This is a genomic window from Saccharothrix carnea, assembly GCF_003014735.1.
Taxonomy (GTDB): Bacteria; Actinomycetota; Actinomycetes; order Mycobacteriales; family Pseudonocardiaceae; genus Actinosynnema; species Actinosynnema carneum.
In genome coordinates this window covers 75,112-97,824 of record NZ_PYAX01000004.1, presented here as the reverse complement: position 1 = coordinate 97,824, position 22,713 = coordinate 75,112, and the positions used below count along the sequence as shown (strand labels likewise).

The 22,713-nt window shown below is 71.7% G+C and carries 19 protein-coding genes; 7 read left to right on the top strand and 12 right to left on the bottom strand.

Translation table 11 applies throughout. The features are described from left to right. Nucleotides 1-97 precede the first annotated feature (97 nt). On the top strand, nt 98-1,132 hold the full coding sequence (locus B0I31_RS12380; RefSeq protein WP_219910680.1) for a LacI family DNA-binding transcriptional regulator: 1,035 nt from the start codon (nt 98-100) through the stop codon (nt 1,130-1,132). 41 nt (nt 1,133-1,173) lie between these two features. Here the strand turns inward: B0I31_RS12380 and B0I31_RS12375 are convergent, their stop codons facing one another. The 6 genes from B0I31_RS12375 to B0I31_RS12350 form a co-directional block, all read right to left on the bottom strand. Further along, nucleotides 1,174-2,589: a glycoside hydrolase family 32 protein gene (locus B0I31_RS12375; RefSeq protein WP_106615514.1), complete on the bottom strand. Its 1,416-nt coding sequence runs from the start codon at nt 2,587-2,589 to the stop codon at nt 1,174-1,176. 23 nt (nt 2,590-2,612) lie between these two features. After that, entirely contained in the window at nt 2,613-3,500 is an 888-nt protein-coding gene (locus tag B0I31_RS12370; protein ID WP_106615513.1) for a carbohydrate ABC transporter permease, read from the bottom strand. 1 nt (nt 3,501) lies between these two features. Beyond that, nucleotides 3,502-4,341, bottom strand: a complete 840-nt coding sequence (locus B0I31_RS12365; protein ID WP_181320131.1) for a carbohydrate ABC transporter permease — start codon at nt 4,339-4,341, stop codon at nt 3,502-3,504. Between the two features lie 184 nt (nt 4,342-4,525). Beyond that, a complete protein-coding gene (locus B0I31_RS12360; protein ID WP_106615511.1) occupies nt 4,526-5,827 on the bottom strand; it encodes an ABC transporter substrate-binding protein in 1,302 nt (433 codons plus the stop codon). Between the two features lie 85 nt (nt 5,828-5,912). Next, nucleotides 5,913-6,944, bottom strand: a complete 1,032-nt coding sequence (locus B0I31_RS12355) for a LacI family DNA-binding transcriptional regulator (protein WP_106615510.1) — start codon at nt 6,942-6,944, stop codon at nt 5,913-5,915. A 74-nt stretch (nt 6,945-7,018) separates the two neighbouring features. After that, nucleotides 7,019-8,065 (bottom strand): LacI family DNA-binding transcriptional regulator, encoded by a 1,047-nt coding sequence (locus tag B0I31_RS12350; protein WP_219910679.1) that lies wholly within the window; start codon nt 8,063-8,065, stop codon nt 7,019-7,021. A gap of 227 nt (nt 8,066-8,292) precedes the next feature. Here B0I31_RS12350 and B0I31_RS12345 point away from each other — a divergent pair, with 227 nt between their 5' ends. From B0I31_RS12345 to B0I31_RS12330, 4 genes are all read left to right on the top strand, one after another. Next, complete coding sequence (locus B0I31_RS12345; protein WP_106615508.1) at nt 8,293-9,345, top strand: substrate-binding domain-containing protein; 1,053 nt, start codon at nt 8,293-8,295, stop codon at nt 9,343-9,345. Nucleotides 9,346-9,348: 3 nt separating this feature from the next. Beyond that, nucleotides 9,349-10,389, top strand: a complete 1,041-nt coding sequence (locus B0I31_RS12340; protein ID WP_106615507.1) for an ABC transporter permease — start codon at nt 9,349-9,351, stop codon at nt 10,387-10,389. Then, the gene (locus B0I31_RS12335; RefSeq protein ID WP_106615506.1) at nt 10,386-11,159 is read left to right on the top strand and encodes an ATP-binding cassette domain-containing protein; all 774 of its coding nucleotides are present in this window, start codon (nt 10,386-10,388) and stop codon (nt 11,157-11,159) included. Before B0I31_RS12340 ends, B0I31_RS12335 begins: the two co-directional genes overlap by 4 nt. Before the next feature lie 245 nt (nt 11,160-11,404). Further along, nucleotides 11,405-13,384 carry an amino acid transporter gene (locus B0I31_RS12330; RefSeq protein ID WP_106615505.1) on the top strand — a complete coding sequence of 660 codons (1,980 nt, stop codon included), beginning with the start codon at nt 11,405-11,407 and terminating at the stop codon, nt 13,382-13,384. A 13-nt stretch (nt 13,385-13,397) separates the two neighbouring features. On the opposite strand, the gene B0I31_RS12325 is transcribed toward B0I31_RS12330, so the two are convergent. Genes B0I31_RS12325 through B0I31_RS12305 form a run of 5 tightly spaced genes read right to left on the bottom strand, consistent with a single transcriptional unit; the run spans nt 13,398 to nt 18,441 of the window. Next, nucleotides 13,398-14,075, bottom strand: a complete 678-nt coding sequence (locus B0I31_RS12325; RefSeq protein ID WP_245949838.1) for an ABC transporter ATP-binding protein — start codon at nt 14,073-14,075, stop codon at nt 13,398-13,400. Beyond that, entirely contained in the window at nt 14,057-14,992 is a 936-nt protein-coding gene (locus B0I31_RS12320) for an ABC transporter ATP-binding protein (RefSeq protein ID WP_219910678.1), read from the bottom strand. Before B0I31_RS12320 ends, B0I31_RS12325 begins: the two co-directional genes overlap by 19 nt. Beyond that, nucleotides 14,989-15,876: an ABC transporter permease gene (locus B0I31_RS12315; RefSeq protein WP_106615503.1), complete on the bottom strand. Its 888-nt coding sequence runs from the start codon at nt 15,874-15,876 to the stop codon at nt 14,989-14,991. The genes B0I31_RS12320 and B0I31_RS12315 overlap by 4 nt, the downstream gene beginning before the upstream one ends. Further along, the gene (locus B0I31_RS12310) at nt 15,869-16,897 is read right to left on the bottom strand and encodes an ABC transporter permease (RefSeq protein WP_245949837.1); all 1,029 of its coding nucleotides are present in this window, start codon (nt 16,895-16,897) and stop codon (nt 15,869-15,871) included. The genes B0I31_RS12315 and B0I31_RS12310 overlap by 8 nt, the downstream gene beginning before the upstream one ends. Further along, nucleotides 16,861-18,441, bottom strand: coding sequence for an ABC transporter substrate-binding protein (locus B0I31_RS12305; RefSeq protein WP_106615502.1), 1,581 nt, complete (start codon nt 18,439-18,441; stop codon nt 16,861-16,863). The genes B0I31_RS12310 and B0I31_RS12305 overlap by 37 nt, the downstream gene beginning before the upstream one ends. Nucleotides 18,442-18,667: 226 nt before the next feature. On the opposite strand from B0I31_RS12305, the gene B0I31_RS12300 reads away from it, so the two are divergent. Both B0I31_RS12300 and B0I31_RS12295 read left to right on the top strand, forming a co-directional pair. Beyond that, on the top strand, nt 18,668-19,894 hold the full coding sequence (locus B0I31_RS12300) for a cytochrome P450 (RefSeq protein WP_106615501.1): 1,227 nt from the start codon (nt 18,668-18,670) through the stop codon (nt 19,892-19,894). Nucleotides 19,895-19,982: 88 nt separating this feature from the next. Continuing rightward, nucleotides 19,983-20,756, top strand: a complete 774-nt coding sequence (locus tag B0I31_RS12295) for a hypothetical protein (protein WP_106615500.1) — start codon at nt 19,983-19,985, stop codon at nt 20,754-20,756. Here the strand turns inward: B0I31_RS12295 and B0I31_RS12290 are convergent. Next, a complete protein-coding gene (locus tag B0I31_RS12290; protein ID WP_106615499.1) occupies nt 20,753-22,684 on the bottom strand; it encodes a tetratricopeptide repeat protein in 1,932 nt (643 codons plus the stop codon). The genes B0I31_RS12295 and B0I31_RS12290 overlap by 4 nt on opposite strands. Nucleotides 22,685-22,713: the final 29 nt, after the last annotated feature.

The following is a 22,713-nucleotide window of genomic DNA, read 5'->3' as shown; positions in this document are numbered from 1 at the left end:
GCACACCGCCGTGCGGTGCCGGACCCGTGCGGCCAGCCCATACTGTGGTGGCGGCGGGCGCCGCAACCGGCCCGCCGCGAGTGGACGAGAGGTGACGATGACGAGTGGACGACGGGTGACCATGGCCGACGTCGCCCGCAGCGCGGGGGTGTCGCCGACTACGGCGTCGTTCGTGCTGTCCGGGCGGGAGGGCGTGCGGATCTCCGAGGCGTCCCGGGCCAGGGTCCGCGCGGCGGCCGAGGCGCTGGGCTACCGCCCCAACGCCACCGCCCGCAGCCTGCGCACCAAGACCACCAAGACCATCGGCGTCGTCTCCGACGGGATCACCACCACCCCGTTCGCCGGTGACGTGGTCCGCGGCGCGCTGGAAGCGGCGGCGGAGCGCGACCACCTGCTGATCATCACCGAGACGGACGGCGCGGGGCCCGCGGAGACCGCGGTGGTCAACGCGCTGCTCGACCGGCAGACCGACGCGGTGATCCTGGCGACCATGTACACCCGCTACGTCGTGCCGCCGAAGGAGCTGCACGGCCGCCGGGTGGTCCTGCTCAACTGCCTGGCGCCGGGGTTCGACGCGCCCTCGGTGGTGCCGGACGAGATCGAGGCCGGCCGCACCGCCGGTCGGGTGCTGCTCGCGGCCGGTCACCGCTCGGGCATCTGGGCCATCGGCGGCCACCAGGCCGTGCCCGCGACACCGGAGGGCATCTTCGCCGGCAACGAGCGCATGCGCGGCCTGCAGGAGGCACTGCGGGCTGAGCGGGCGATGCTCGACGGGGTGGTGGAGTGCGAGTGGAACGCCGAGGACGGCTACCGCGAGGTCCGGGCGCTGCTCACCGCGGGCGTCCCGTTGCGGGCGTTGGTGTGCTCGACCGACCGCGTCTCGTTCGGTGCCTACCAGGCGCTGGCGGAAGCGGGGCGGTCGGTGCCCGAGGACGTCTCGATCGTGTCGTTCGACGACCAGGACATCGCCTCGTGGCTGCGTCCCGCGCTGACCACGCTGGCGCTGCCGCACCACGAGATGGGACGGCGCGCGGTGGAGCTGGTGTTCGACGCCGAGGCGCAGGTCTCCGCGGTGCACCGGGTGACGATGCCGTTGCGTGAACGCGGCTCGGTGGCGCCGCCGCGTCCGTGAGTGCAGGGGTCCGGCCGGTGACCCGGCCGGACCCCTCGCGGTCAGCTCGCCTTCGTGTGCAGCTCGTCGTGGTCGACGGCGGTCCGCCGCCCACCGGCGTCGAGCTCCCAGACGTCCACGATGTGGTCCGGCCCGCCGAAGGTCCGCAACCGCCACGGCGCGGGACCGGTCGGGTAGCAGCGCAGCGTCAACGCCTCGCCGCTGTCGAGGAACAGCTCCACGATCGAACCGTCCACGATCACCCGGAAGTCCACCGAGTCCGACCGCGCGGACAGCGGAACGCGGTAGCGCCCCGGGCGGGCACGGGGGTCGAGCGAGGCGTGGTCGCGGTCCACGACCAGCTCGCCCGCGACCGGGTCCACGACGATGTCGAGGTGCTCGCCGTCGCCGGTCTCCAGCCGCACGCCGCACGGCGCGTCCGAGCGCGGCCGCACCCGGGCGGTGAGGTCGAACGCGGTGCCGACCGGGCCGAGGTCGGCCGCGGTCGACCAGTCGGTGGCGTGCACCACCTTGCGCCCGCGGTACCCGAGGACCTCGGCGGCCGGGGCCTGGTGCACCGTCCCGTCCTCGGCCAGCGAGAGCTCACGCGGAACGGTGAGCACGCCCGCCCAGCCCGCCTCCCGCGACCACTGCCGGTCGCGGGCCTCCCACGACCAGCCCCACAGCAGCCACCGGCCATCGGGCGCGTGCAGCAGCGCGGGCGCGTAGAAGTCCGGGCCGTGGTCGAGGGGCCGGTGGCCTGCGGGCGTGAACCGGCCGTCCTGCTCGCCGCCCACGTAGACCCGCGTGCTGCGGGGACCCGCGACCGCGTCCCAGAGGCTGACGACCAGCACGCCGCGGTCGCCGAAGGTGGCGTACTGGGGGCACTCCCACCCGGTCCAACCGCCCGCGTGGGGTACGTCGGCGAAGAACGGCCCGCGGTACCACCAGTCCGCGAGGTCCGGCGACTCGTACAGCAGCGCCGCGCCGCGCTCGCCGGTGAGGCTCGCGCCGACGAGCATCCGCCACCGGTCGCCCTGCCGCCAGACGTACGGGTCGCGGTACATCGACGTGCCCTCGGGAGGTGTCGGGATGACCAGCCCGGGGTGCTTGTGCCAGGTGAGCCCGCTGTCCCGGGATTCCGCCGTGGCGATCGGCTGCCACCAGCGGTCGGTGCGGTAGGCGGAGTAGAACGCGAGCATCCGGTCACCCGCGGAGACCGCGTTGCCGGAGAAGCAGCCGTCCGCGTCGTCGCCACCGGGCGTGGGCGCCAGCGCCACCGGCAGCTCCTCCCACGTGACGAGGTCCGCGCTGCGGTGGTGTCCCCAGTGGATGCCGGTGTGGTCCGGGCCGTGCGGGTTGTGCTGGAAGAACACGTGGTAGTGGCCGTCGTGGAAGGTGAGCCCGTTGGGGTCGTTGATCCAGTTCCGCGGTGGCCTGAGGTGGATCGTGGGCAGGTGGGGGTCGGGAGTCGACAACGGAGTCCTCGAGGTCGGAGCGGTCAGCCCTTGACGCCGCTGGAGGCGATGCTGTTGATGAAGGACCGCTGGAAGGCCAGGAACAGCGCGAGCACGGGCACGGTGATCATCGACGCGTACGCCATGACCTGTCCCCAGGAGACGTTGAGCTGGAAGAAGTACTGGATGCCGACCATGACCGGCCGGAGTTCCTCGTCCTGCACGACCATGAGCGGCCACAGGTAGGAGTTCCAGGCGGGCAGGAACGTCAGGATCGCCACGGTCGCGATCGCCGGGCCGGACAGCGGCAGGACGATCCGCCGGTAGATGCCGAACCACCCCGCGCCGTCGATCAGCGCGGCCTCGTCCAGCTCCTTGGGGATGCTCTGGAAGTACTGGTGGAACAGGAAGATCGAGAACGCGTTCGCGACGAACGGCAGCACCTGCACCCGGTAGGTGTCCAGCCACCCCTCCGTGAGGGTGACGCTGAACCCGTTCACCTCCAGCCACGGCAGTTCGTTGACCCACCAGACCAGCGGCAGCGCGAACGTCTCGAACGGCACGATCAGGGTGGCGATGATGACCGTGAGCAGGAGCTTGCGGCCGGGCCAGCGCATCCTGGACAGCGCGAAGGCCGCCAGGCTGTTCACCAGGATGCCCAGCACGATCGTGATCGCCGAGATGCCCAGCGAGTTGAGCAGGAACCGGATCGCGGGCACGCGGTCGAACACCGCCGCGTAGTTCTCCAGCGACAGGCTGCCGACCGGCAGGAACGCCCGCGGGCTGCCCAGGTCGCCGAAGATCTGCTCGTCCGGCTTCAACGACGAGACCAGCATGAACACCACGGGGAACGCGAAGAACAACGCGAGCACGACCCGCAGGGCGTACACCGGTACCCTGCGCGCCACCGCCGGGGACGACTTGGCCGACATGTCAGTCCTTCTCCCTGGTGAGCCGGCGTTGGACGAGCGAGACGATCAGCACCAGCACGAAGAACACCAGCGAGATCGCCGAGGCGTACGCGGTCTGCTGCTGCTGGTAGCCGCTGCGCACGGCCTGGTAGACCAACGTGCTGGTCGAGTCCAGCGGCCCGCCCTGCGTCATCACGTTGACCTGCGTGAACAGGCTGAACGCCGAGATCGTGATGGTGATCAGCACGAACGTGCGGGTCGCCCGCAGCCCCGGCCAGGTGACGAACCGGAACCGCGTCCACCGGCTGACGCCGTCGATGGAAGCGGCCTCGTGCAGCTCGGCCGGGATGGTCTGCAGCCCGGCCAGCCAGATGATCATGTGGAAGCCCGCGCCCTGCCAGACCGACATGAAGATGATCGCCGCCAGCGACGTCGACGGGTCGTTCAACCAGTCGGGTCCCCGGACCAGCCCGAGCGTGACACCGTCGATGATCCGGTTGAGCAGTCCGTTCTTCTGGTACAGGAACGTCCACACGATCGACACCACCACCATGGAGGTGACCACCGGGATGAAGTAGACGGTCCGGAAGAAGTTCGTGCCCCGGAACCGGCCGTTGACCAGCAGGGCCAGGCCGAGGGCGAGCCCGGCCTGCACGGGCACCACGACGGCCGCGAAGGCGAACGTGTTGAGCACCGAGCGCAGGAAGACCGGGTCCTCCGCCAGCATGGCGAAGTTGCGCAGCCCCACGAAGCGGGCCGGTGTCGGCGAGATCAGGCGGGCGCTGGTGAAGGCCAGCCCGAACGCCAGCACCACCGGGATGACGAAGAAGACGAGCAACAGCAGGACCGCCGGACTGGCCATGCCGAGAGCGGTGAGGCCCTCCCGGCGGCGGGCGGTGCTCAGCGTGCCGCCACGGGTGCGGCGTGAGCGCGTGCGAAGGGGAACAGCGGCGGTCAACGAGACCTCCGGGCGGAACGGGCGCGCCCGGTGGAGACGGTCGGATCAGGTGCGGCCGGGTCTCCACCAGGCGGGCGGGGCGGAGCCGTCAGTCGGCGTAGAAGTCGTTCAGCTTCAGGTTGGCGTCGATCTGCTTGACCGCCTCGTCCAGGGCGGCGTCGGGATCGGCGCCCGCCACGATGTCCTTGGCGGTCTTCTCGAACACCGACGCGATGTAGGGGTACGCGGGTGTCACGGGACGCACGACCGCGAAGTCCCGGGCGGCGCGGACCAGCGGCTCGTACCGCCCGCCGGGCTCGTAGCCGGGGATCTTGGCCGCGGCGGCGTCGGTCGCCGGGATGGTGCCGGTCGCCTTGGCGAACTCCAGGAAGTACGCGGTCTTGCGGGTGAACTCCAGGAACGCGCGGGCGCCCTCCGGCTGCGCGCAGTTGGAGCTCATCGCCCACTGCCAGGACGCGCCGCCGATCTTCGGGCCCTGCCCGAAGTCCACCGGCGGCAGGATCAGCAGGTCGTCACCCAGCTTCTCGACGTTCTTGGCCGCGTCCCAGCTGCCGTCCCACTCGATGGCGGACTTGCCGTTGAGGAAGTCGTCGTTGGGGCTGGAGCCGGACTTCTGGGCCATGTACCCGTCGGTGACCAGCGAGCGGAACCACTTCGCCCAGTCGCGCGCGGTGGGACCGTTGAGCGCGCCTTCCGCGGTCTTGTAGGAGGAGCGGTCGACCAGGTCGCCGCCGAAGCTCTGCAACTGCGGCGAGTACGCGTAGGGCCACCACTCGCCGCTGCCACCGGTGCCCATCTCCAGCGGGTACTCGAACTTGCCGCCCGCCTTGAGGTCGGCCAGCGCCGCCGAGAACTCCGCGCGGGTCCACGGCCGGTCGGGGGTGGGGACGCGGATGCCGTGCTCGTCCAGCACGGACTTGCGGGCGAACATCGTCAGCGCCACGTCGTAGAAGCCGAAGGCGTAGACCTCGTCCCGGTACTTGCCCACGGTGCTGGGCAGCTGGTCGTCCAACGGCACCTCGCCACCCTTGAGCTCCAGCGGGGCCAGGTAGCCGCCCCACGCCCAGTTGGGCACGTTGGGTCCGTCCACGTCCAGGATGCAGGGCAGCTTCTTCGACGACGACGAGGCCACGACCGCGTCGTTGTAGGCGCCCTGGGGGAACGCCTCGATCTCGACCTTGTACGTGGTCTGGCTCGCGTTGAAGTCGTTGACGACCTTCTCCACGACGTCGTACTCGGCGGCGTTGCCCGCGTTGTGGGTCCACAGCTTCAGGACGCCGCCCTGGGCGCCCGATCCGCCGCGGTCGGCGCTGCCGCAACCCGCGAGCACGGCCGTCGCGGTGACGGCCACTAGACTCGCGGCGACGAGACGCCTGGTCTTCGCATTCATGGTTCCTCCATCGTGCTGGGCTGGTTCTCGTCGGGCGACCGGTGCGAGCGGTCGCCCTCTTGGTGTCGCTCCGCCGTGCCGGTGGTCAAGACCGGGGCGGCGGGGCGACCGAGTCCCTCGCGACCAGGGGGCAGTGCAGTACCTCCCGGGGCGCGGGGCCGGTGGTGGTGTCCGGCGGGTCGATCACGGCTTGCAGGCGCGCGATCGCCCGCGCGCCCATCTCGTAGTGCGGCAGGGCGACGGTGCTCAGCGCGGGGTGGAGGTTCTCGCTGATCAGTTCCTGGTTGTCGAAGCCGATCACGGACACGTCCGCCGGGATCGCCAGGCCGAGTTCGCCCGCCGCGCGGTAGGCGCCCATCGCCATGCGGTCGTTGAAGCAGAACAGGGCGGTCGGCCGGTGCGCCGACCCCAGCAGTGCCCGTGCCGCGCGGTAGCCGCCCGGCGCGTCGGAGCGGTCGGCGACGACCAGCGCCGGGTCGAACCCGACGCCCCGTTCCGCCAGCGCGGCCCGGTACCCGGCGAGCCTGCCCCGGGACGCCGGTATGTCGTCGGTGTTGGTGACGAACCCGATCCGGCGGTGGCCGTGCGCCAGGAGCTCCCGGGTGGCCGTCAGCCCGCCCTGCTCCTCGTCGGGCACGACCGAGGGGACCGCCGGGTCGTCCGAACTCGCGTCCACCAGCACGGTGGGCACCGACCGCAGCTGGGGCGGCACCTGGACGACCCGGTGGTACATCGACGCGTACAGGACGCCGTCGACGCCGTGCTGGACCAGCAGGGTGATCGCCTTGCGCTCCAGCTCCGGGTCGCCGCCGGTGTTGAGCATGAGCAGCAGCAGACCCCGCTCGGCACCCGCGTCCTGGGCGCCCTGGATGATCTGCCCGGCATGCGGCGTGGTGGCGATCTCGTCGCTGATGAAGCCGACCGTGTTGGTGCGGCTGGTCCGCAGGCCGCGGGCGAGGTTGTTCGGGCGGTAGCCCAGCTCACGGGCCACGCGGAGCACGGTCGCCCGGGTCTCGGGGTTGATCCGCTTGCCCGCGACTTCGTTGAGGATGTGGGAGACCGTGGTCGCGGAGACACCGGCCGCCGCGGCCACGTCCTTGATCCCGATGCGCTTCACCGTGACCTGCCAAATCGTTTGGGCACTTGGTGCGGTGAAGGATTCATCAGGATGAAGCGGGTGTCAACGACCCGTTACGGACCCGTGTCCGTCACCGGTGGCGGGATCTCGCCCGAACCGCGCTGGACGAGCGTGGCCGGGACGACGGCGTGCGTGGGCGGTGACTGGTCGCCGCCGATGCGGTTGAAGATGAGCTCGGCGGCCTTGCGGCCGAGGGCGGGCACGTCCTGGCGCAGGACGGTGACGCCCGGTTCGAGCATGTCGGCGAGGGGGAAGTCGTCGAAGCCGATGAGGGCGACGCGGTGGTGCAGGCCGCGGTCGCGCAGGGCTCTCATGGCGCCGACCGTGACCAGGTTCTGCGCGGTGAACATCGCGGTGGGCGGCTGGTCGAGGTCGAGCAGGGTGGCGGTGGCGGTTTCGGCGGCGTCGGGGCCGTGCAGGTCGGTGTGGACGAGCTCGTGGTGCAGGGTGAGGCCGGTGTGGGCGAGCCCTTCGAGGTAGCCGGTGTAGCGCTCGCGGCTGGTCCAGAGGGTCTGGCGGTCGCCGAGGAAGGCGATGCGGCGGTGGCCGAGGGCGGCGAGTTGGACGACGGCTTCGCGTGAGCTGTCGCGGTTGGTGGTGGTGACGCTGTCCGTGCCGTCGAAGGTGGGTGGTCGGTCGACCAGCACCATGGGCGTGCCGCGTTCGCGTTCCTGCTGGAGCGCGTCCTGGTGGCCGCCGACGGCCATGACGACCATGCCGTCCACGCGGCGGGTGGCCAGGGAGGTGAGCAGCTCGCGCTGGAGGTCGGGGTCGTCCTCGCTGCTGCCGGCCAGCACCAGCACGCCGTTCTGCCGCGCCCGGTCCTCGACGGCGCGCAGCAGTGCGGCGTCGAAGGGGTTGGACAGGTCCTCGAACAGCACGCCGATGGTGGCGCTGCGCCGGTCGGAGCGGCGCAGGCTGCTGGCGGTCAGGTTGGGTCGGTAGCCCAGGCTGCGCGCGGCGGCGCGGACCCGTTCGACGACCTCCGGGCCGGCGCCGGGCAGGTCGTTGATCACCCTCGACACCGTCTTCGTGCTGACCTTCGCCAGTGCGGCGACGTCCCGCATGGTCGGTTCCCGCCGTGCACCCCGTGAGTCCATGACCCCTTGCTCCATCCCGAGTAACGCTTGCGTAACGCCGACTTGTCGTGAGCTGGACCACGAAGCTAGCGTCAACGATGACTTTAACGAAAGACCTGGCTTTTCTCGACCTCGCCACCGAGGTGGGAAGTGCAGGATCTTTCCCTCCGAATCTCACGTGACCAGGCCCGATTCGACCGGGTTCGCCCACGAAGGCCGGTTGCGTCAACGTTGACGTAGGAGAAGACATGACCGGACGGGCGCGGACTGGCGTCAGGCTCACGGCCCTGGTGTCGGCGGCACTGCTGGCGTTGGTCACCGGCTGCGGTAGCGGCGACGACGCGGGCGGCGGTGGGACGCTGGTGGGGCTGGTGACCAAGACCGACACGAACCCGTTCTTCGTGAAGATGAAGGAGGGCGCGCAGGCCGCCGCGGGTTCGACCGGTGCGACGGTGCAGTCGTTCGCGGGCAAGCAGGACGGCGACAACCAGTCCCAGGTCGACGCGATCGAGAACCTCATCGGCGCCGGGGCGAAGGGCATCCTGATCACCCCGAACGACTCCAAGGCGATCGTGCCGTCAGTGGACAAGGCGCGGCAGGCCGGTCTGCTGGTCATCGCCCTGGACACCCAGCTGGAGCCGGCCGACGCCGCCGACGCGACCTTCGCCACCGACAACTACCAGGCCGGGCGGCTCATCGGGCAGTGGGCCAAGGCGAAGTTCGAGGCCGAGGGCAAGCAGGCCAAGATCGCGCTGCTGGACCTCAACCCGAACCAGGTGTCCGTGGACGTGCAGCGTGACCAGGGCTTCCTGGAGGGCTTCGGCGTCGACGTGAAGGACAAGGCGAAGATCGGGGACGAGAGCGACCCGCGCATCGTCGGCCACGACGTCACCGACGGCGCCCCGGAGGGTGGCCGGACCGCGATGGAGAACCTGCTGCAGAAGGACCCCGGCATCAACCTCGTCTACACGATCAACGAGCCCGCGGCGGCGGGGGCGTACGAGGCGCTGAAGGCGGCGGGCAAGGAGAAGGACGTCACCATCGTCTCGGTCGACGGCGGCTGCCCCGGCGTGGAGAACGTCAAGTCCGGGATCATCGGCGCGACCGCCCAGCAGTACCCCCTGAAGATGGCGCAGCTGGGCGTGGAGGCGATCGCGAAGTTCGCCGAGGACGGCACCAAGCCGCAGAACACGGCGGGCAAGGACTTCGTGGACACCGGTGTCACGCTGGTCACCGACCAGCCCGCGACCGGCGTGGAGTCGAAGGACTCCGCCTGGGGCCTGCAGAACTGCTGGGGCTGACCCATGTCGACCACCCTCTCCCAGAGCCACTCGTCCGGCGGTAACCCTCTCGGCGGGGACGACACGAAGCGCTCACCCCTCGCCCGCCTCCAACACCTGCTGCACTCGCAGGCCACGATCGGTCCGGCGGCGGTGTTGCTGGTCGCGATCGTCGTGTTCGCCGTGCTGTCGCCGCGTTTCCTCACGCCGGGCAACATCTCGCTGATCCTGCAACAGGTCGCGGTGATCGGCACGCTGGCGGTCGGCCAGACGATCGTGATCCTCACCGCCGGCATCGACCTGTCCTGCGGCGCGATCATGGTGCTCACCTCGATCGTGATGGCCAAGGTCGCGGCGGACACCGGACTGCCGGGCCTGCCCGCGCTGCTGCTCGGCTTCCTGGTGGGCACGTTGTGCGGGCTGCTCAACGGGTTGCTGGTGACGCGGTTGAAGTTGCCGCCGTTCATCGTCACCCTCGGCACGCTCAACGTGTTCTTCGCGCTCAACCTCTGGTACTCCGAGAGCGCGACCATCCGCGGCACCGACATGCCGTCGCTGCTGCTGTGGACCGGCCAGACGATCAACCTGGGCGGCACCCGCGTCACCTACGGCTCCATCATGATGGTGGTGCTGGTCGCGGCGATGGCGTTCGCGCTGAAGAACACCGCCTGGGGACGGCACGTCTACGCCACCGGTGACGACCTCGAAGCCTCGCGCCTGTCCGGCATCCGCACCGCCCGCGTGCTGCTGAGCGTCTACGCCACCGCCGGAGCGGTGTACGCGTTGGCGGCGTGGGTCCTGATCGGCCGGATCGCCTCGGCCAGCCCGCAGGCCGGGCAGATGGACAACCTCGACTCCATCACCGCCGTGGTCATCGGCGGCACCAGCCTGTTCGGCGGCCGGGGCGCGATCGTCGGCTCGCTCATCGGGGCGTTGATCGTCGGTGTGTTCCGCAACGGCCTCGCGCTGGCCGGGGTGGACGTGCTGTGGCAGACGCTGGCCGTGGGCGTGCTGATCATCGTCGCGGTGTCGCTTGACCAGTGGATCAGGAAGGTGAAGCCATGACCACCCCGGTGTTGCAGGCCCGCGGCCTGGTCAAGCGCTACGGGAGGGTCACCGCGCTCGCGGGCGCGGACCTGGAGCTGCTGCCCGGTGAGATCCTGGCCGTGATCGGTGACAACGGCGCGGGCAAGTCCAGCCTGATCAAGGCGTTGTCCGGGGCCGTGGTGCCGGACGAGGGGGAGATCCTGGTCGACGGCCGTCCGGTGTCGTTCTCCTCGCCGATCGACGCCCGCGACGCGGGTATCGAGACCGTGCACCAGTCGCTGGCGGTGTCACCGTCGCTGGACATCGCGGCCAACCTGTTCCTGGGCCGCGAACGCCGGCGCAGGGGCGTGCTGGGCTCGGTGTTCCGGATGCTCGACCGCAACGGCATGCGCGACGAAGCACGACGCCAACTCGACGCCCTGGGCATCATGACCATCCAGAACCCCGGCCAGGCCGTGGAGACCCTCTCCGGCGGACAGCGCCAGGCCGTCGCGGTGGCCCGCGCCGCCGCGTTCGGCAGCCGCGTCGTGATCATGGACGAACCCACCGCGGCCCTGGGCGTGCGGGAATCGCGCGCCGTGCTCGACCTGGTGCTCCAGGTGCGGGAACGGGGCCTGCCGGTGATCCTGATCAGTCACAACATGCCCCACGTGTTCGAGGTCGCCGACCGCATCCACATCCAACGCCTCGGCCGCCGCAAGGCCGTCGTCGACCCGAAGACCGTCTCCATGTCCGACGCCGTCGCCATCATGACCGGGGCCATGGAGCCGCCCGGACAATTCGCGTGACGTCCTCGACGCCGCCGCGTCCGCGCGGCGGCGTCGCCGTGGGCGCGGTTCACCCGTCCAGGCGCTAAGGGTGCGTAAAAGTGGCGCCGGAGGGAGTCGATCAGGCCTCGGCCTGTGCGAGTGTGTCGCGGAATCGACCTGCCGCGGACGTCACCCCGCCACCCACCGCCCGATCGGTGTCGCGGCGCGCGACACGGACCGACCCCGCATGCTGAGGGCAGGCACGATCGAACGGGAGAGAACGCATGACCGGCACGCCACCACCGGCTGTCCCGGCGCGGATGGAGAGCCCGGTGCGGCCGGCCGCGCCGTCGACCGGGCTGGGGCGGTGGTTGCTGCGCCACCAGGTCGCGCCGGAGGGGCCGGCCAGCGCCGAGAGCCACGCCGAGCCGCACGCGTGGTGGAAGGTGATGTGCCTGACCGGCGTGGACTACTTCTCCACGTTGTCCTACCTGCCCGGGATCGCCGCGCTGGCCGCCGGTGCGATCTCGCCGCTGGCGACGTTGCTGATCGTGGCGTTGACGTTGCTCGGCATGCTGCCGATGTACCGGCGGGTGGCGCGGGAGAGCCCGCACGGGCAGGGCTCGGTGGCGATGCTGGAGAAGCTGCTGCCGTTCTGGCGGGGCAAGCTGTTCGTGCTGGTCCTGCTCGGGTTCGTGGCCACCTCGTGGATCATCACGATCACCCTGTCGTCGGCGGACGCGACCGTGCACCTGATCGAGAACCCGATCAGCCCGGACTTCCTGCACGGCCACGAGCTGCTGGTCACGGTCGTGCTGCTGCTGGTCCTGGGCGGGGTGTTCCTGCTCGGGTTCAGCGAGGCGGTCGGTGTGGCGGTTCCGCTGGTGGCGGTGTTCCTGTTGCTCAACGCCGTGGTCGTGGGCGCCGGCGTGGTGGAGGTGCTGGCCGAGCCCGCCGCGCTCGACCGGTGGCTGGACGCGCTGACCTCGGGTGGCGGCGGCATCTTCGGCGCGATCGGCCCGGCGGTCCTCGCGTTCCCGCTGCTCGTGCTCGGGCTGTCCGGGTTCGAGACCGGGGTCAGCATGATGCCCCTGGTGGCCGCGGACGGCGAGACCGCGCAGCGGCGGTTGGAGAACCGCGTCCGCAACACCCGCAAGCTGCTCACCGCGGCGGCCGTGATCATGTCGGGTTACCTGGTCGCCACCAGCTTCGTCACCACCGTCCTGGTGCCCGCCGAGGCGTTCCAGCCGGGCGGTGAGGCCAACGGGCGTGCGCTGGCCTACCTGGCGCACCGGCTGCTGGGGGAGTGGGTCGGCACGGCCTACGACATCAGCAGCATCCTGATCCTGTGGTTCGCGGGCGCCTCGGCCATGGCGGGCCTGGTCAACATCGTGCCGCGCTACCTGCCCGCCTACGGCATGGCGCCGGACTGGACCAGGGCCGTGCGCCCGGTCGTGCTGCTCTACACCGCCGTCTGCGTGCTGGTCACGATCATCTTCAACGCCGACGTCAACGCCCAGGCGGGCGCCTACGCCACCGGCATCCTGGCCATGATGGTCTCCGCCTCGGTCGCGGTGGCGCTGTCCGCCGTGCGCCGCCGGCAGCGCCGCCAGGCGACCGGTTTCACGGTGCTCACCGCGATCCTGCTCTACGCGCTGGTGGAGAACGTGATCGAGAAGCCGGACGGCATCACCATCTCGTTCTTCTTCATCCTCGGCATCATCGCCGTCTCGCTGGTCTCGCGGGTCACCCGGACCACGGAGCTGCGGGTCGAGCACATCGAGTTCGACGACGACGCGCGCCGGTTCGTCGCCGAGTCCATCGCGCACGACGGCGCGCTGACGCTGATCGCCAACCGCCGCCAGGCCGGCACCGCCGACGAGTACCGGGCCAAGGAGGTCGAGCAGCGCGGCCTGAACCCGGTGCCGGGCGCGGCCGACGTGCTGTTCCTGGAGATCGACGTGGTCGACCCCTCCGGGTTCAGCGACGTGCTGCGCGTGCGCGGGGTCGACGTGGGCGGTCACCGCGTGCTGCGGGCCGACAGCCCGGCGGTGCCCAACGCGATCGCGGCCATCCTGCTCGCGCTGCGCGACGCCACCGGGGTGCGCCCGCACTGCCACTTCGAGTGGAGCGAGGGCAACCCGCTCGGCCACCTGTTCCGCTACCTGCTGCTGGGCCGCGGCGACACCGCGCCGGTCGTCCGCGAGATCATCCGCAGCAACGAGCCGGACCGCGAGAGCCGCCCGGCCATCCACGTCGGCTGAACCGCGGCGCTGGTCAGCCGGGCCGGGTCGCGCGGTGGTCGAGGCGCACGACCCGGTCGGCCCAGCGGTCGAGCAGCGCGGTGTCGTGCGAGATGGCCAGCACGCCCGCGCCGGTCCGCCGCTGGTAGTCGCGGATGACGGCGACGAGGGCGGCGGTGGTGGAGGCGTCGAGCATGGTGGTCATCTCGTCGCAGATCAGGTAGGCGGGGCGCAGCGCGAGGGCGCGGGCCAGGCAGGCGCGTTGGAGCTGGCCGTCGCTGACCTCGTGCGGCCTGCGGCCGAGCAGTTCCGGGGTGAGCATCACCAGGTCGGCCAGCTCGTCCACGCGGTCGACCGGTCGGCCGTTGGCGCGCAGGGGTTCGGCGATCGCGGTGCGCAGCGTCATCCGCGGGTCGACCGACAGGCGTGGCTGCTGGAAGAGGATGCCGATGCGGGTGCGCTGCTCGCGTGGCGCACGCCCGCGGTAACGGGTCACCGGCACGTCGTCGAGGTGGACGGTGCCCGCGAAAGGCTTGTGCAGCAGGGCGAGCACACGGGCCACTGTGGACTTGCCGCTGCCACTGGGACCGGCGAGACCCGCGGTCTGTCCCGGGTGGACGGTGAGGCTGTAGTCGGTGACCACGGGGTGGCGGGGGTGGTAGCCGGCGGTGATCGCGTCGGCGCGCAGTCCGGTCAGCACGGCACGTGGCACGCGACGGCGTGGGTGTCGTCGGTGAGGGCCGGGGTCACCGCGCACACGGCAGCCGCGTGGCCGCACCGCGGCGCGAACGAGCAGCCGGGCGGCAGGTCGGTGAGCAGGGGCGGTTGGCCGGGGACCGGGGTGAACGCGCGGTCGGGCAAGGCGTCGACCAGACCTCGGCTGTAGTGGTGGCGCGGGGTGTCGAGCACCCGGCCCGCCGGGCCGACCTCGACGACCCGACCGGCGTACATGACGGCGATCCGGTCCGCGACGCGCTGGGCGGCGGCCAGGTCGTGGGTGATGAGCAGGACGGCGCGGTCGTCGTCGACCATGCGGCGGAACTCCTCGATCAGCCCGTCGACCAGGTGCGGGTCCAGGCCGGTGGTGGGTTCGTCGGCGATGAGCAGCCACGGGTCGCCGACCAGGGCCAGCGCGTTGGCGACGCGCTGCGCCATGCCGCCGGACAGCTCGTGCGGGTAGCGGTCGAGGTCGGCGGGGGACAGCCCGGCACGGGCGGCGACGCGGTAGGCGTGCTCACGGGGTGCGTTGTCGGCGGGGTGGTGCACGCGCACGGCCTCCTCCAGCTGCGCGCGGGCGGTGCGCACGGGGGTCAGGTGCGCGGCCGGGCTCTGCGGGATCAGGCCGATGCGACGACCGCGGACGGTCGTGGCGAGCACCCGGTCGGACGTGCTCAGCAGGTCCAGGGGCGGTCCGTCGCCGGTCAGGGTCGCGGTACCGGAGGTCTGGGCGTTGCCGGGCAGGAACCCGAGCAGCGCGTGGGCCAGGACGCTCTTGCCGCAGCCGCTCTCGCCGACGAGCGCCACGCACTCGCCGGGCCGGACCCGCAAGGACACGTCGTTGACCGCCGACACGGTGGCGCCCGGCACGGTGAACCGCACCGAGACGTGGTCGAGCACGAGTTCGGTCACCACGACAGCTCCGACCTCCGCCGGGGGTTGAGCCGGTCCCGCCACACGCCGCTGAGCCCGGAGACGGCGAGCGTGGCGGCGATCAGCACGGCACCGGGTGCCAGGGACATCCACCAGCCGCCGGTCAGCAGCGACCGCTGGGCGTCGTTGATCATGTTGCCGATGCTGGCGGCGTGCGGCGGCAGGCCCAGGCCCAGGAACGACAGCGCGGTCTCGTGCCACACCGCGTGCGGCACCATCAGCGTGGTGGCGAGCAGCACCTGGGGCGCGATGTTGGGCAGCAGGTGCCGCACCAGGATCCGGGCGCGGGACGAACCGCCGACGATCGCGGCGTCGACGAACGGGCGTTCGCGCAGCGCGAGGATCTCCGACCGCACGATCCGCGCCGAGGTCAGCCAGTGGGTCAGGCCGATGGAGACCACCACGGCGGTCAGGCTGGGCCGCATGATCGCCACGATCACGATGCCCAGCAACAGGTGCGGCACCGACGCCACCGCGTCCACCAGGCGCATCGACAGGCGGTCCAGCCAGCCGCCGACGGTGCCCGCGAGCGCGCCGACCGCCGTGCCCACCACGGCGGAGATCAGGGCGGCGACCAAGCCGACCGCCAGCGAGACGCGCAACGCGTAGACGCAGCGCAGCAGCACGTCGCGGCCGAGTTCGTCGGTGCCGAACGGGTGCGTCACCGATGGCGGCCGGTTGGCCGAGGGCAGGTCGACGTGCTGCTGGTTGAGGTCCACCAGCAGCGGTACGACCAAGGCGGCGGTGACGAACACGCCCAGGACGACCGCGGCCGGGACCAGCCGCCACCGCGGTGACCGGCGCGGGCTCGCGGCGGCGAGCCGCGACCTCGGCACGGGCCGCCACACCGGAGCGTCAACCATCGAGACCCACCCTCGGATCGGCCGCCGCGTACAGCACGTCGGCGAGCAGGTTGCCCAGCAGCACCACGGCGGTGGCGAGCACGGTGAGCGCGCCCAGCAGCGCGAAGTCGACGTTGAGCGCGGCGTCGACGGTCGCCCTGGCGATACCGGGCCACGAGAACACCGTCTCCACCAGCAGCGCGCCCGTGATCAGCTCCGGCAGGCGTGCGCCGAGCAGCGACAGGAACGGCAGCAGCGACGTCCGCAGCGCGTGCCCGGACACCACGAGGTGGTCCGGCAGACCGCGCGACCGGGCGCCGACCACGTGGTCGGAGGTGAACGACTCCAGCAGGCCCTGCCGGACGAACAGCACGTACCAGGGCGCGTGGGAGATCGCGAGCACCGCCACCGGCAGCGCCAGGTGCCGGGCGACCTGGCCGACGTCCACCGCCGCGCCGGGGTCGGTGAGCCCGCCACCGGGCAGCCACCGCAGTTCCAGCGCGAACACGTAGAGCGCGGCCAGCCCGAGCCAGAACACCGGTGCCGCCTCCAGCGCGTACGCGACGGTGGTGATCGTCCGGTCCAGCCGGCCGCCCTGCCGCCACGCCGCCGCGGTGCCCAGCACCAACCCGAGCAGCAGGGCGAGGGCGAACCCGGTGGCGGCGAGCAGGACCGACCAGCCGAGCCGCTCGCCGATCACCTGGGCCACGGGTTGGCGCAGGGACAGCGAGTCGCCGAAGTCGCCTGCGACCGCGTGCCGCAGCCACGCCAGGTACTGCCCGACCACGGGTTCGTCGACGCCCCAGTTCGCCCGGATCTGCGCCACCCGCTCGGGTGAGGCGCCGATGATGCGCGCCCCGAAGTAGCGTTCGACGGGGTCGAAGGGCGAGGCCTTGGCCAGCACGAACAGCGCGAAGCTGACCAGCAGCAGCACCGGGACCGCGAACGCCAGGCGGCGCAGCACGAGCAGCCCGAGGGCCCGGCCGCGCCGGCGGGTCGGCGCGGTCACGACTTGGGCGTCCAGCGCTCGATGTTCCACCACACCGCGTGCACCAGGCCGTGGTCGTGCGGCTCGACCTGCGGCACCTGGCCGTCCCACTTGTCCCGCAGCACGTAGGTGTGGTCGAGGAACACCAGGAACGCCCAGCCCGGGTCGGCGACGTAGGCCTGCTGGAAGTCGGCGTAGGCCTGCCGGCGCGCGGCCGGGTCGAGGCTGCGGCGGGCGGTGTCCAGCGCGGCGTCGACCCGCGCGTTGCGGTAGTTCGTCATGTTGACGTAGCCGGGCTGACCGGCGTAGCGGGAGTGCAGCAGCGTGTAGGCCGCGGTGTCCGGGTCGTACGGGTCGCCGCCGCCCCAGACGTTCGCGGCCTCGTCGCGCCGTTGCAGCATGACGTCGAACGTGGTCGCCTCTACCGGCGCGTCGATGCCCAGCTTCGCGATGTCGCTGGCCGCGGCCAGGGCGAGTTCCTTGCGCAGCACGTCCGGCGCCGGGTAGAGCACCGGCAACCGCGCGGGCTGCCCGTCCCGCGACCGCGTCCCGTCCGGTCCCTCGCGCCAGCCCGCCTCGTCCAGCAGCCGTTCGGCTTCGGCGGTGTCGTGGGCGAAGGACGCCTTCGGGTCGTACCAGTCGTCCAGGTGCGGTGAGATCGGTGTCGCGGCCGGGGTGCCCGCGCCCGCCAGCACCGCGTCGATCACGGCCTGGCGGTTCAGCCCGAGGTTGATCGCCCGCCGGACCCTCGGGTCGGAGGTGAGCGGCAGCTCGGACGGCAGGCCCAGGCCGCGGTAGTCGGCGGACGGGTTGCGCACGATCCGGTAGCCCGCCTTGCCGGTGTAGGAGTGCGCGAGCTTCGGCGGCAGGACGGTGCCGTCGAACTCGCCGGCCGCCATCCGCGTGGCGCGGGCGTTGTCGTCGGGCACGAAGACGACGGTCACGGTCTTGATCGCGGGGGCGTCGTTCCAGTGGTCCTCGTTGGCCCGGAGCACCAGCCGGTCGCCCTTGCGCCACTCCGCCACCGTGTACGGGCCCGTGCCGACCGGGGCGGTGTTGAAGGGCGCGCTGTTGACGTCCACGCCGTCGAACGCCTTGCGCGGCACGATGCCCAGCGTCAGCTGCTGCGCGAACGGTGCGTACGGGTAGGACAGCCGGAACTCCACCGTCCGCTCGTCCGGCGCGGTCACCTCGGCCACCGCGTCGAAGCGTGACGCGATGGTGGTGTTCGTCCGGTCGTCCAGCACGGACCGGTAGGTGAACACGACGTCCTGCGCGGACAGCGGCGTGCCGTCGGAGAACCGGACGCCGTCGCGCAGCGTCGCCGTCCACGTGAGCCCGTCCGCCGACGCGGTCGGCACCTCCGCCGCCAGCGCCGGCACGAGGTCGAGGGACGCGTCCCGGGACACCAGCCCGTCGAAGACCTTCGCCGCCCCGTCCGGTGCGTAACCCAGGATCGGGTTGAGGTTCTCCGGCTCGCTCCCGGCGCCGATCACGATCGACGTGCCGGTGTCGACGGTGACGTCACCACCGGGTGACGTGCACGCGGCCACCAACCCGACCGCGACCACGACGCTGACCAGCCGACGACGACGCACCGGATCACCTCTGCGGGGAAGGTCCACTATTGCCAGTGGCAGCTAACAGCAAGTCTTTTGCAACAAGCAAGGACGATCTTCGTGGCGCACGTCACCCAGGACCCGCGGGCTGGGCCTGAGGACGCGGCCGACCACGTCCGCGGCTCGGTCGGTGTCAGGGCCGTGACAGGCCCGTGTCAGTCCGGTCGGCGATCTTGGTCGTACCAACCGCCACGAGGAGACTCCGATGACCCAGCCGGTTCCCGTACCGCACGGCCTGCCCGTGGAGCGCGACGTCAGCCCGTTCGACCCGCCCGGCGCGATCAGCCGGCTGCGCGAGGCCCGCCCGGTCAGCCCCCTGGTCTTCCCCGACGGTCACGAGGGGTGGCTCGTCACCGGCTACGACGAGGTCCGCCGACTCATGGCCGACACCCGGTTCAGCTCGCGCCAGGACCTCGGCGTCCTGCACGTGCCGTTCGAGACCCCCGGCATGCCGCCCGCCACCGAACCGTCGCCGCAGATGCCGGGCCTGTTCATCAGCATGGACCCGCCGGACCACACCCGGTTCCGCAGGATGCTCACCGGCGCCTTCACCGTGAAGCGCATGAAGCTGCTCGAAGAGCACATCACCGAGGTCGTCGAACGGCAGCTGGACGAGCTGGCGCGGCTGACCCCGCCGGTCGACCTGGTCCAGGAGTTCGCGCTGCCGGTGCCCTCGCTGGTGATCTGCGAGCTGCTCGGCGTGCCCTACGAGGACCGGGACACCTTCCAGGTCAACTCGGCCAAGTTCCTCGAGAAGGACGTGACGCTGGACGACAAGATGGCCGCGTTCGGCGCGATGGCCGCGTTCCTGGGCGAGCTGGTCACCCGCAAGCGCGCCGAGCCGGGCGAGGACCTGCTGTCCGACCTGGCCCGCCACGACGAGCTCAGCATCGAGGAGCTGACCGGCATCGCCTTCCTGCTGCTGCTCGCGGGCCACGAGACCACCGCGAACATGCTGGCGCTGGGCACGTTCGCGCTCCTGGAGCACCCCGAGCAGCGGGCCGAGCTGAGTGCCGACCCCGACCTGCTGCCCGACGCCGTCGAGGAGCTGATGCGCTACCTGTCCATCGCCGACATCTTCTACCGCTACGCCACGGAGGACATCGAGCTGGGCGGCGAGACGATCACCAAGGGGTCGACCGTCGTCGTCTCCCTGCTGGCCGCCAACCACGACCCCAGGCGCTTCGAGCACCCGGACACCCTGGACCTGCACCGCAAGGCCCGCGGTCACCTGGCCTTCGGCCACGGCATCCACCAGTGCCTCGGCCAGCAGCTGGCCCGGATCGAGATGCGCGCCGGTTTCGGGGCCCTGCTGCGCCGCTTCCCGACCCTGGCCCTCGCCATCCCGGCGGCCGAGGTGCGGCTCAAGTCCGACATGAACATCTACGGCGTCCACGAACTGCCGGTCACCTGGACCTCGACGGCCGAGTGAGGCCGGCGGTCGGTCGGGAACTCGTCGACCCCGATGGTGGCCGCCGGCTCGATGTTGTCCGCAGTTGTGCGTTGTGGTGGGGCGCGGGGTGGGGTTCGGTTCCGTGGTGCAGACGTACTTCGCCTCGCTCGGCTTCCTGTTCGGCAGGATCAAGGAGTGGCTGACCCCGCGGTTCAGGTACGGCTCGGGCGATGTGCGCGTAGAGCGGTTGGAGTTGGCGCGGTCGGTCGGTGGCATCGTGGTCACCCTCGCCGTCTGGGTGGCCTACGAGCAGGTCGGCTACGACTCGGTCATGGGGTCGCTGAGCACCGTGATGATCAACGCCGCGGTGGCCCTCCCGGCGGTCGTCGTGGGTATCGCCATCCTGTTCGGCACCATCGCCCCGGCGGACCGGTCGCGGCTGCTGCGGGCGGTGCGCCGTCCCGCGGTCACGGTGCTGGCGTGCCTGGCGGTGGGGCTGGCGTTCGACTTCGTGCTGGGCTCCTACAAGAGCGTGCGGCTGCCGGGGTTGGCGACCATCCTCGCCGTCGTCGTCATCCTCGCCCTGCTGCTGTACGTGATGCCGTCGATCCTCTGGGCCGCCTACTGGGGCTACCGCTACTGGTTCAACGCCGCGGACGGCCACCCGTTGCTCCCGGCGCTGTGCTCGATCGTGTTCAGCGTCGGCATCCTGGGTGTCAACACCTACCAGCTGGCCCGCGGCGACCTGAGCGCCCGCATCCCCGGTCCCCTGGCGGTCCTGCTCACCTTCGGCTCTCCGCCCCTGGTGATCGCGCTGGCCCTGTGGGAGATCAAGCTGGCCGGTGGCCAAGGCGTCACGCTCCGGGCGCTACCACCGGAACGGCGGTCGGCGGTCGACTAGTCGTCGAGGTCGATCAGCTCGTCGGAGCGTGCCAGCGCGGCGGCGGCCTCGTCGTGCAGGCCCAGGTCGGTCAACGCGTCGGACAGGCTCGCCAGCGCGAGCGCCAGCCCTTCCGCGTCCTCGACCTGCTCGAACAGGCGCACGCTCTCCCGCAGGAACTGCACGGACTCCGCGAGGTGGCCTGCCTCGCGGCTCACCTCGCCCAGCTCGGCCAGGACATCGGCGATCTCCGGCACGTCGTCGGTCGTCCGGTAGAACTCCAGGGCCTCCAACAGCAACCGACGCGCGAACCGCGGGTTGCCCAGGTCGTGGTGCTCGCCGGCGACCAGCACGAGGCTGTTCGCGATCCGCTCCGGGTCCCCGGACTCCCGGGCCAGGGCGAGCTTGCGGTCGAACGCGGCCAGCAGCAGTCGGGTGGCCCGGGTCGCGAGCTCGTCGTCGTGAGCGGCCCGGGCGAGGCGCTGTGCTTCGATCAGGCAGTCCGCGGCTTCCGCCGGCCGGGACATCCGCGCGTACGTCTCGTTCAGCGTCACCAGGAGTGCGAACGCCTCCCGGTGGCCACCCGAAAGATCGGTGACGGCACGTAAGAGCGGCTCGTGCACGGCCCGCAGGTCGTCCTCGTCCTGCCTGGTCAGGTACTCGAGCAGCGGCAGGGCCAGGCCCATGGCGGCGTCCAGGCGACGGGTCGCCGCGCTCTCCAGCAGGGACCGCAGGTTCTCCGCTTCACCGAGGAAGAAACCGCGACCGGTCCGCCGGACCACCTCGGACACCCGGCCGTCCGTGCCCGGTGGGTGCGCGCCCAGCCACGCCGTCAGGGCCGACTCGGCGGCGTCGACGTAGTGGTCCAGGATCCGGTCGAGGACCTGATCGGCCGAGCCGTCGACGTCGGTGAGCCACTCCCGCGCCGGTGACCGGAACGGCGCCGGCAGTTCGGTGGTGCCGCCGCGCCAGTGCTCGACCAGCAGGCCTTCGGCGATCATCGCCCGCTTGACGTCGTCGGGTGCTCCGGTACCGATGACGGCTTGGACGGCCCGGTCGCTCACCGTCGCACCGGGGAAGACGCCGAGCCTCCGGAACGCCTGCCGTGCTTCCTCCGGCAACCGGCGGTAGGACACTGCCAGCGAGTCGCCCAGCGCCGTCCCGTTGGCGGACAACGACGACAGCGGCACGCGGCCGTCCGCCACCAGGTCCGCGAGCCCGCGCGGCGAGTAAGCGGTGCGGCGGAGGTGATCGGCCACGGCGATCAGCGGCAGCGGCAGGCCGCCGCACAACCGGGCGAGCCGCTCGGCGTCGTCCCCGTGCCAGTGGACGTCGGAGTCCGCCTCACGGCGCAGCAGGGCGATCGCGTCCGGCAGGTCGAGCGGTCGCACGTGCAGCTTGGCGACACCGCGCGGGAACAGCGGCGCGCCCCGGCCGGTGGCCAGCACCAGCCCGGCGGGCCTGGTGAACACGTCGACCGTGGTCTCGTCGACGACGTTGTCGAGCACGACGAGCACCCGCCGGTCGGCGAGCGCGCTGCGGTAGGCGGACACCAGGTGCGACGGATCGTCCGGGACGTCCTCCGCGGCCAGTCCCGACGAGCGCAACGCCCACCGCAGCGCCTCCTCCTGCGACAGGGGGTTGTGGCGGTTGCCCCGGAGGTCCAGGTAGAGCTGGCCGTCCGGGTAGCGGTCCGCGATCTCGTGCGCGAACGCGACGGCCAGCGCGCTCTTGCCGGCCCACCGCGGCCCGCCGACACCGATCGCGGCGGGTGCGGTGTCGGCCAGCGAGCGCAGTTGCGCGAGCTCGGTGTCGCGGCCGATCAGCTCGGCCACGGGCGGCAGCTGCCGGAGGTGGGTGGCGGGCGGCCGGTAGTGCACCTCGAGGTGGTCGATGCGCCCGGCCTGCACGACAGGACCGTGCGCGGTACCCGAGAACTCGTTCACCATCCGGCGAACTACCTCCTGCGACCCCACGG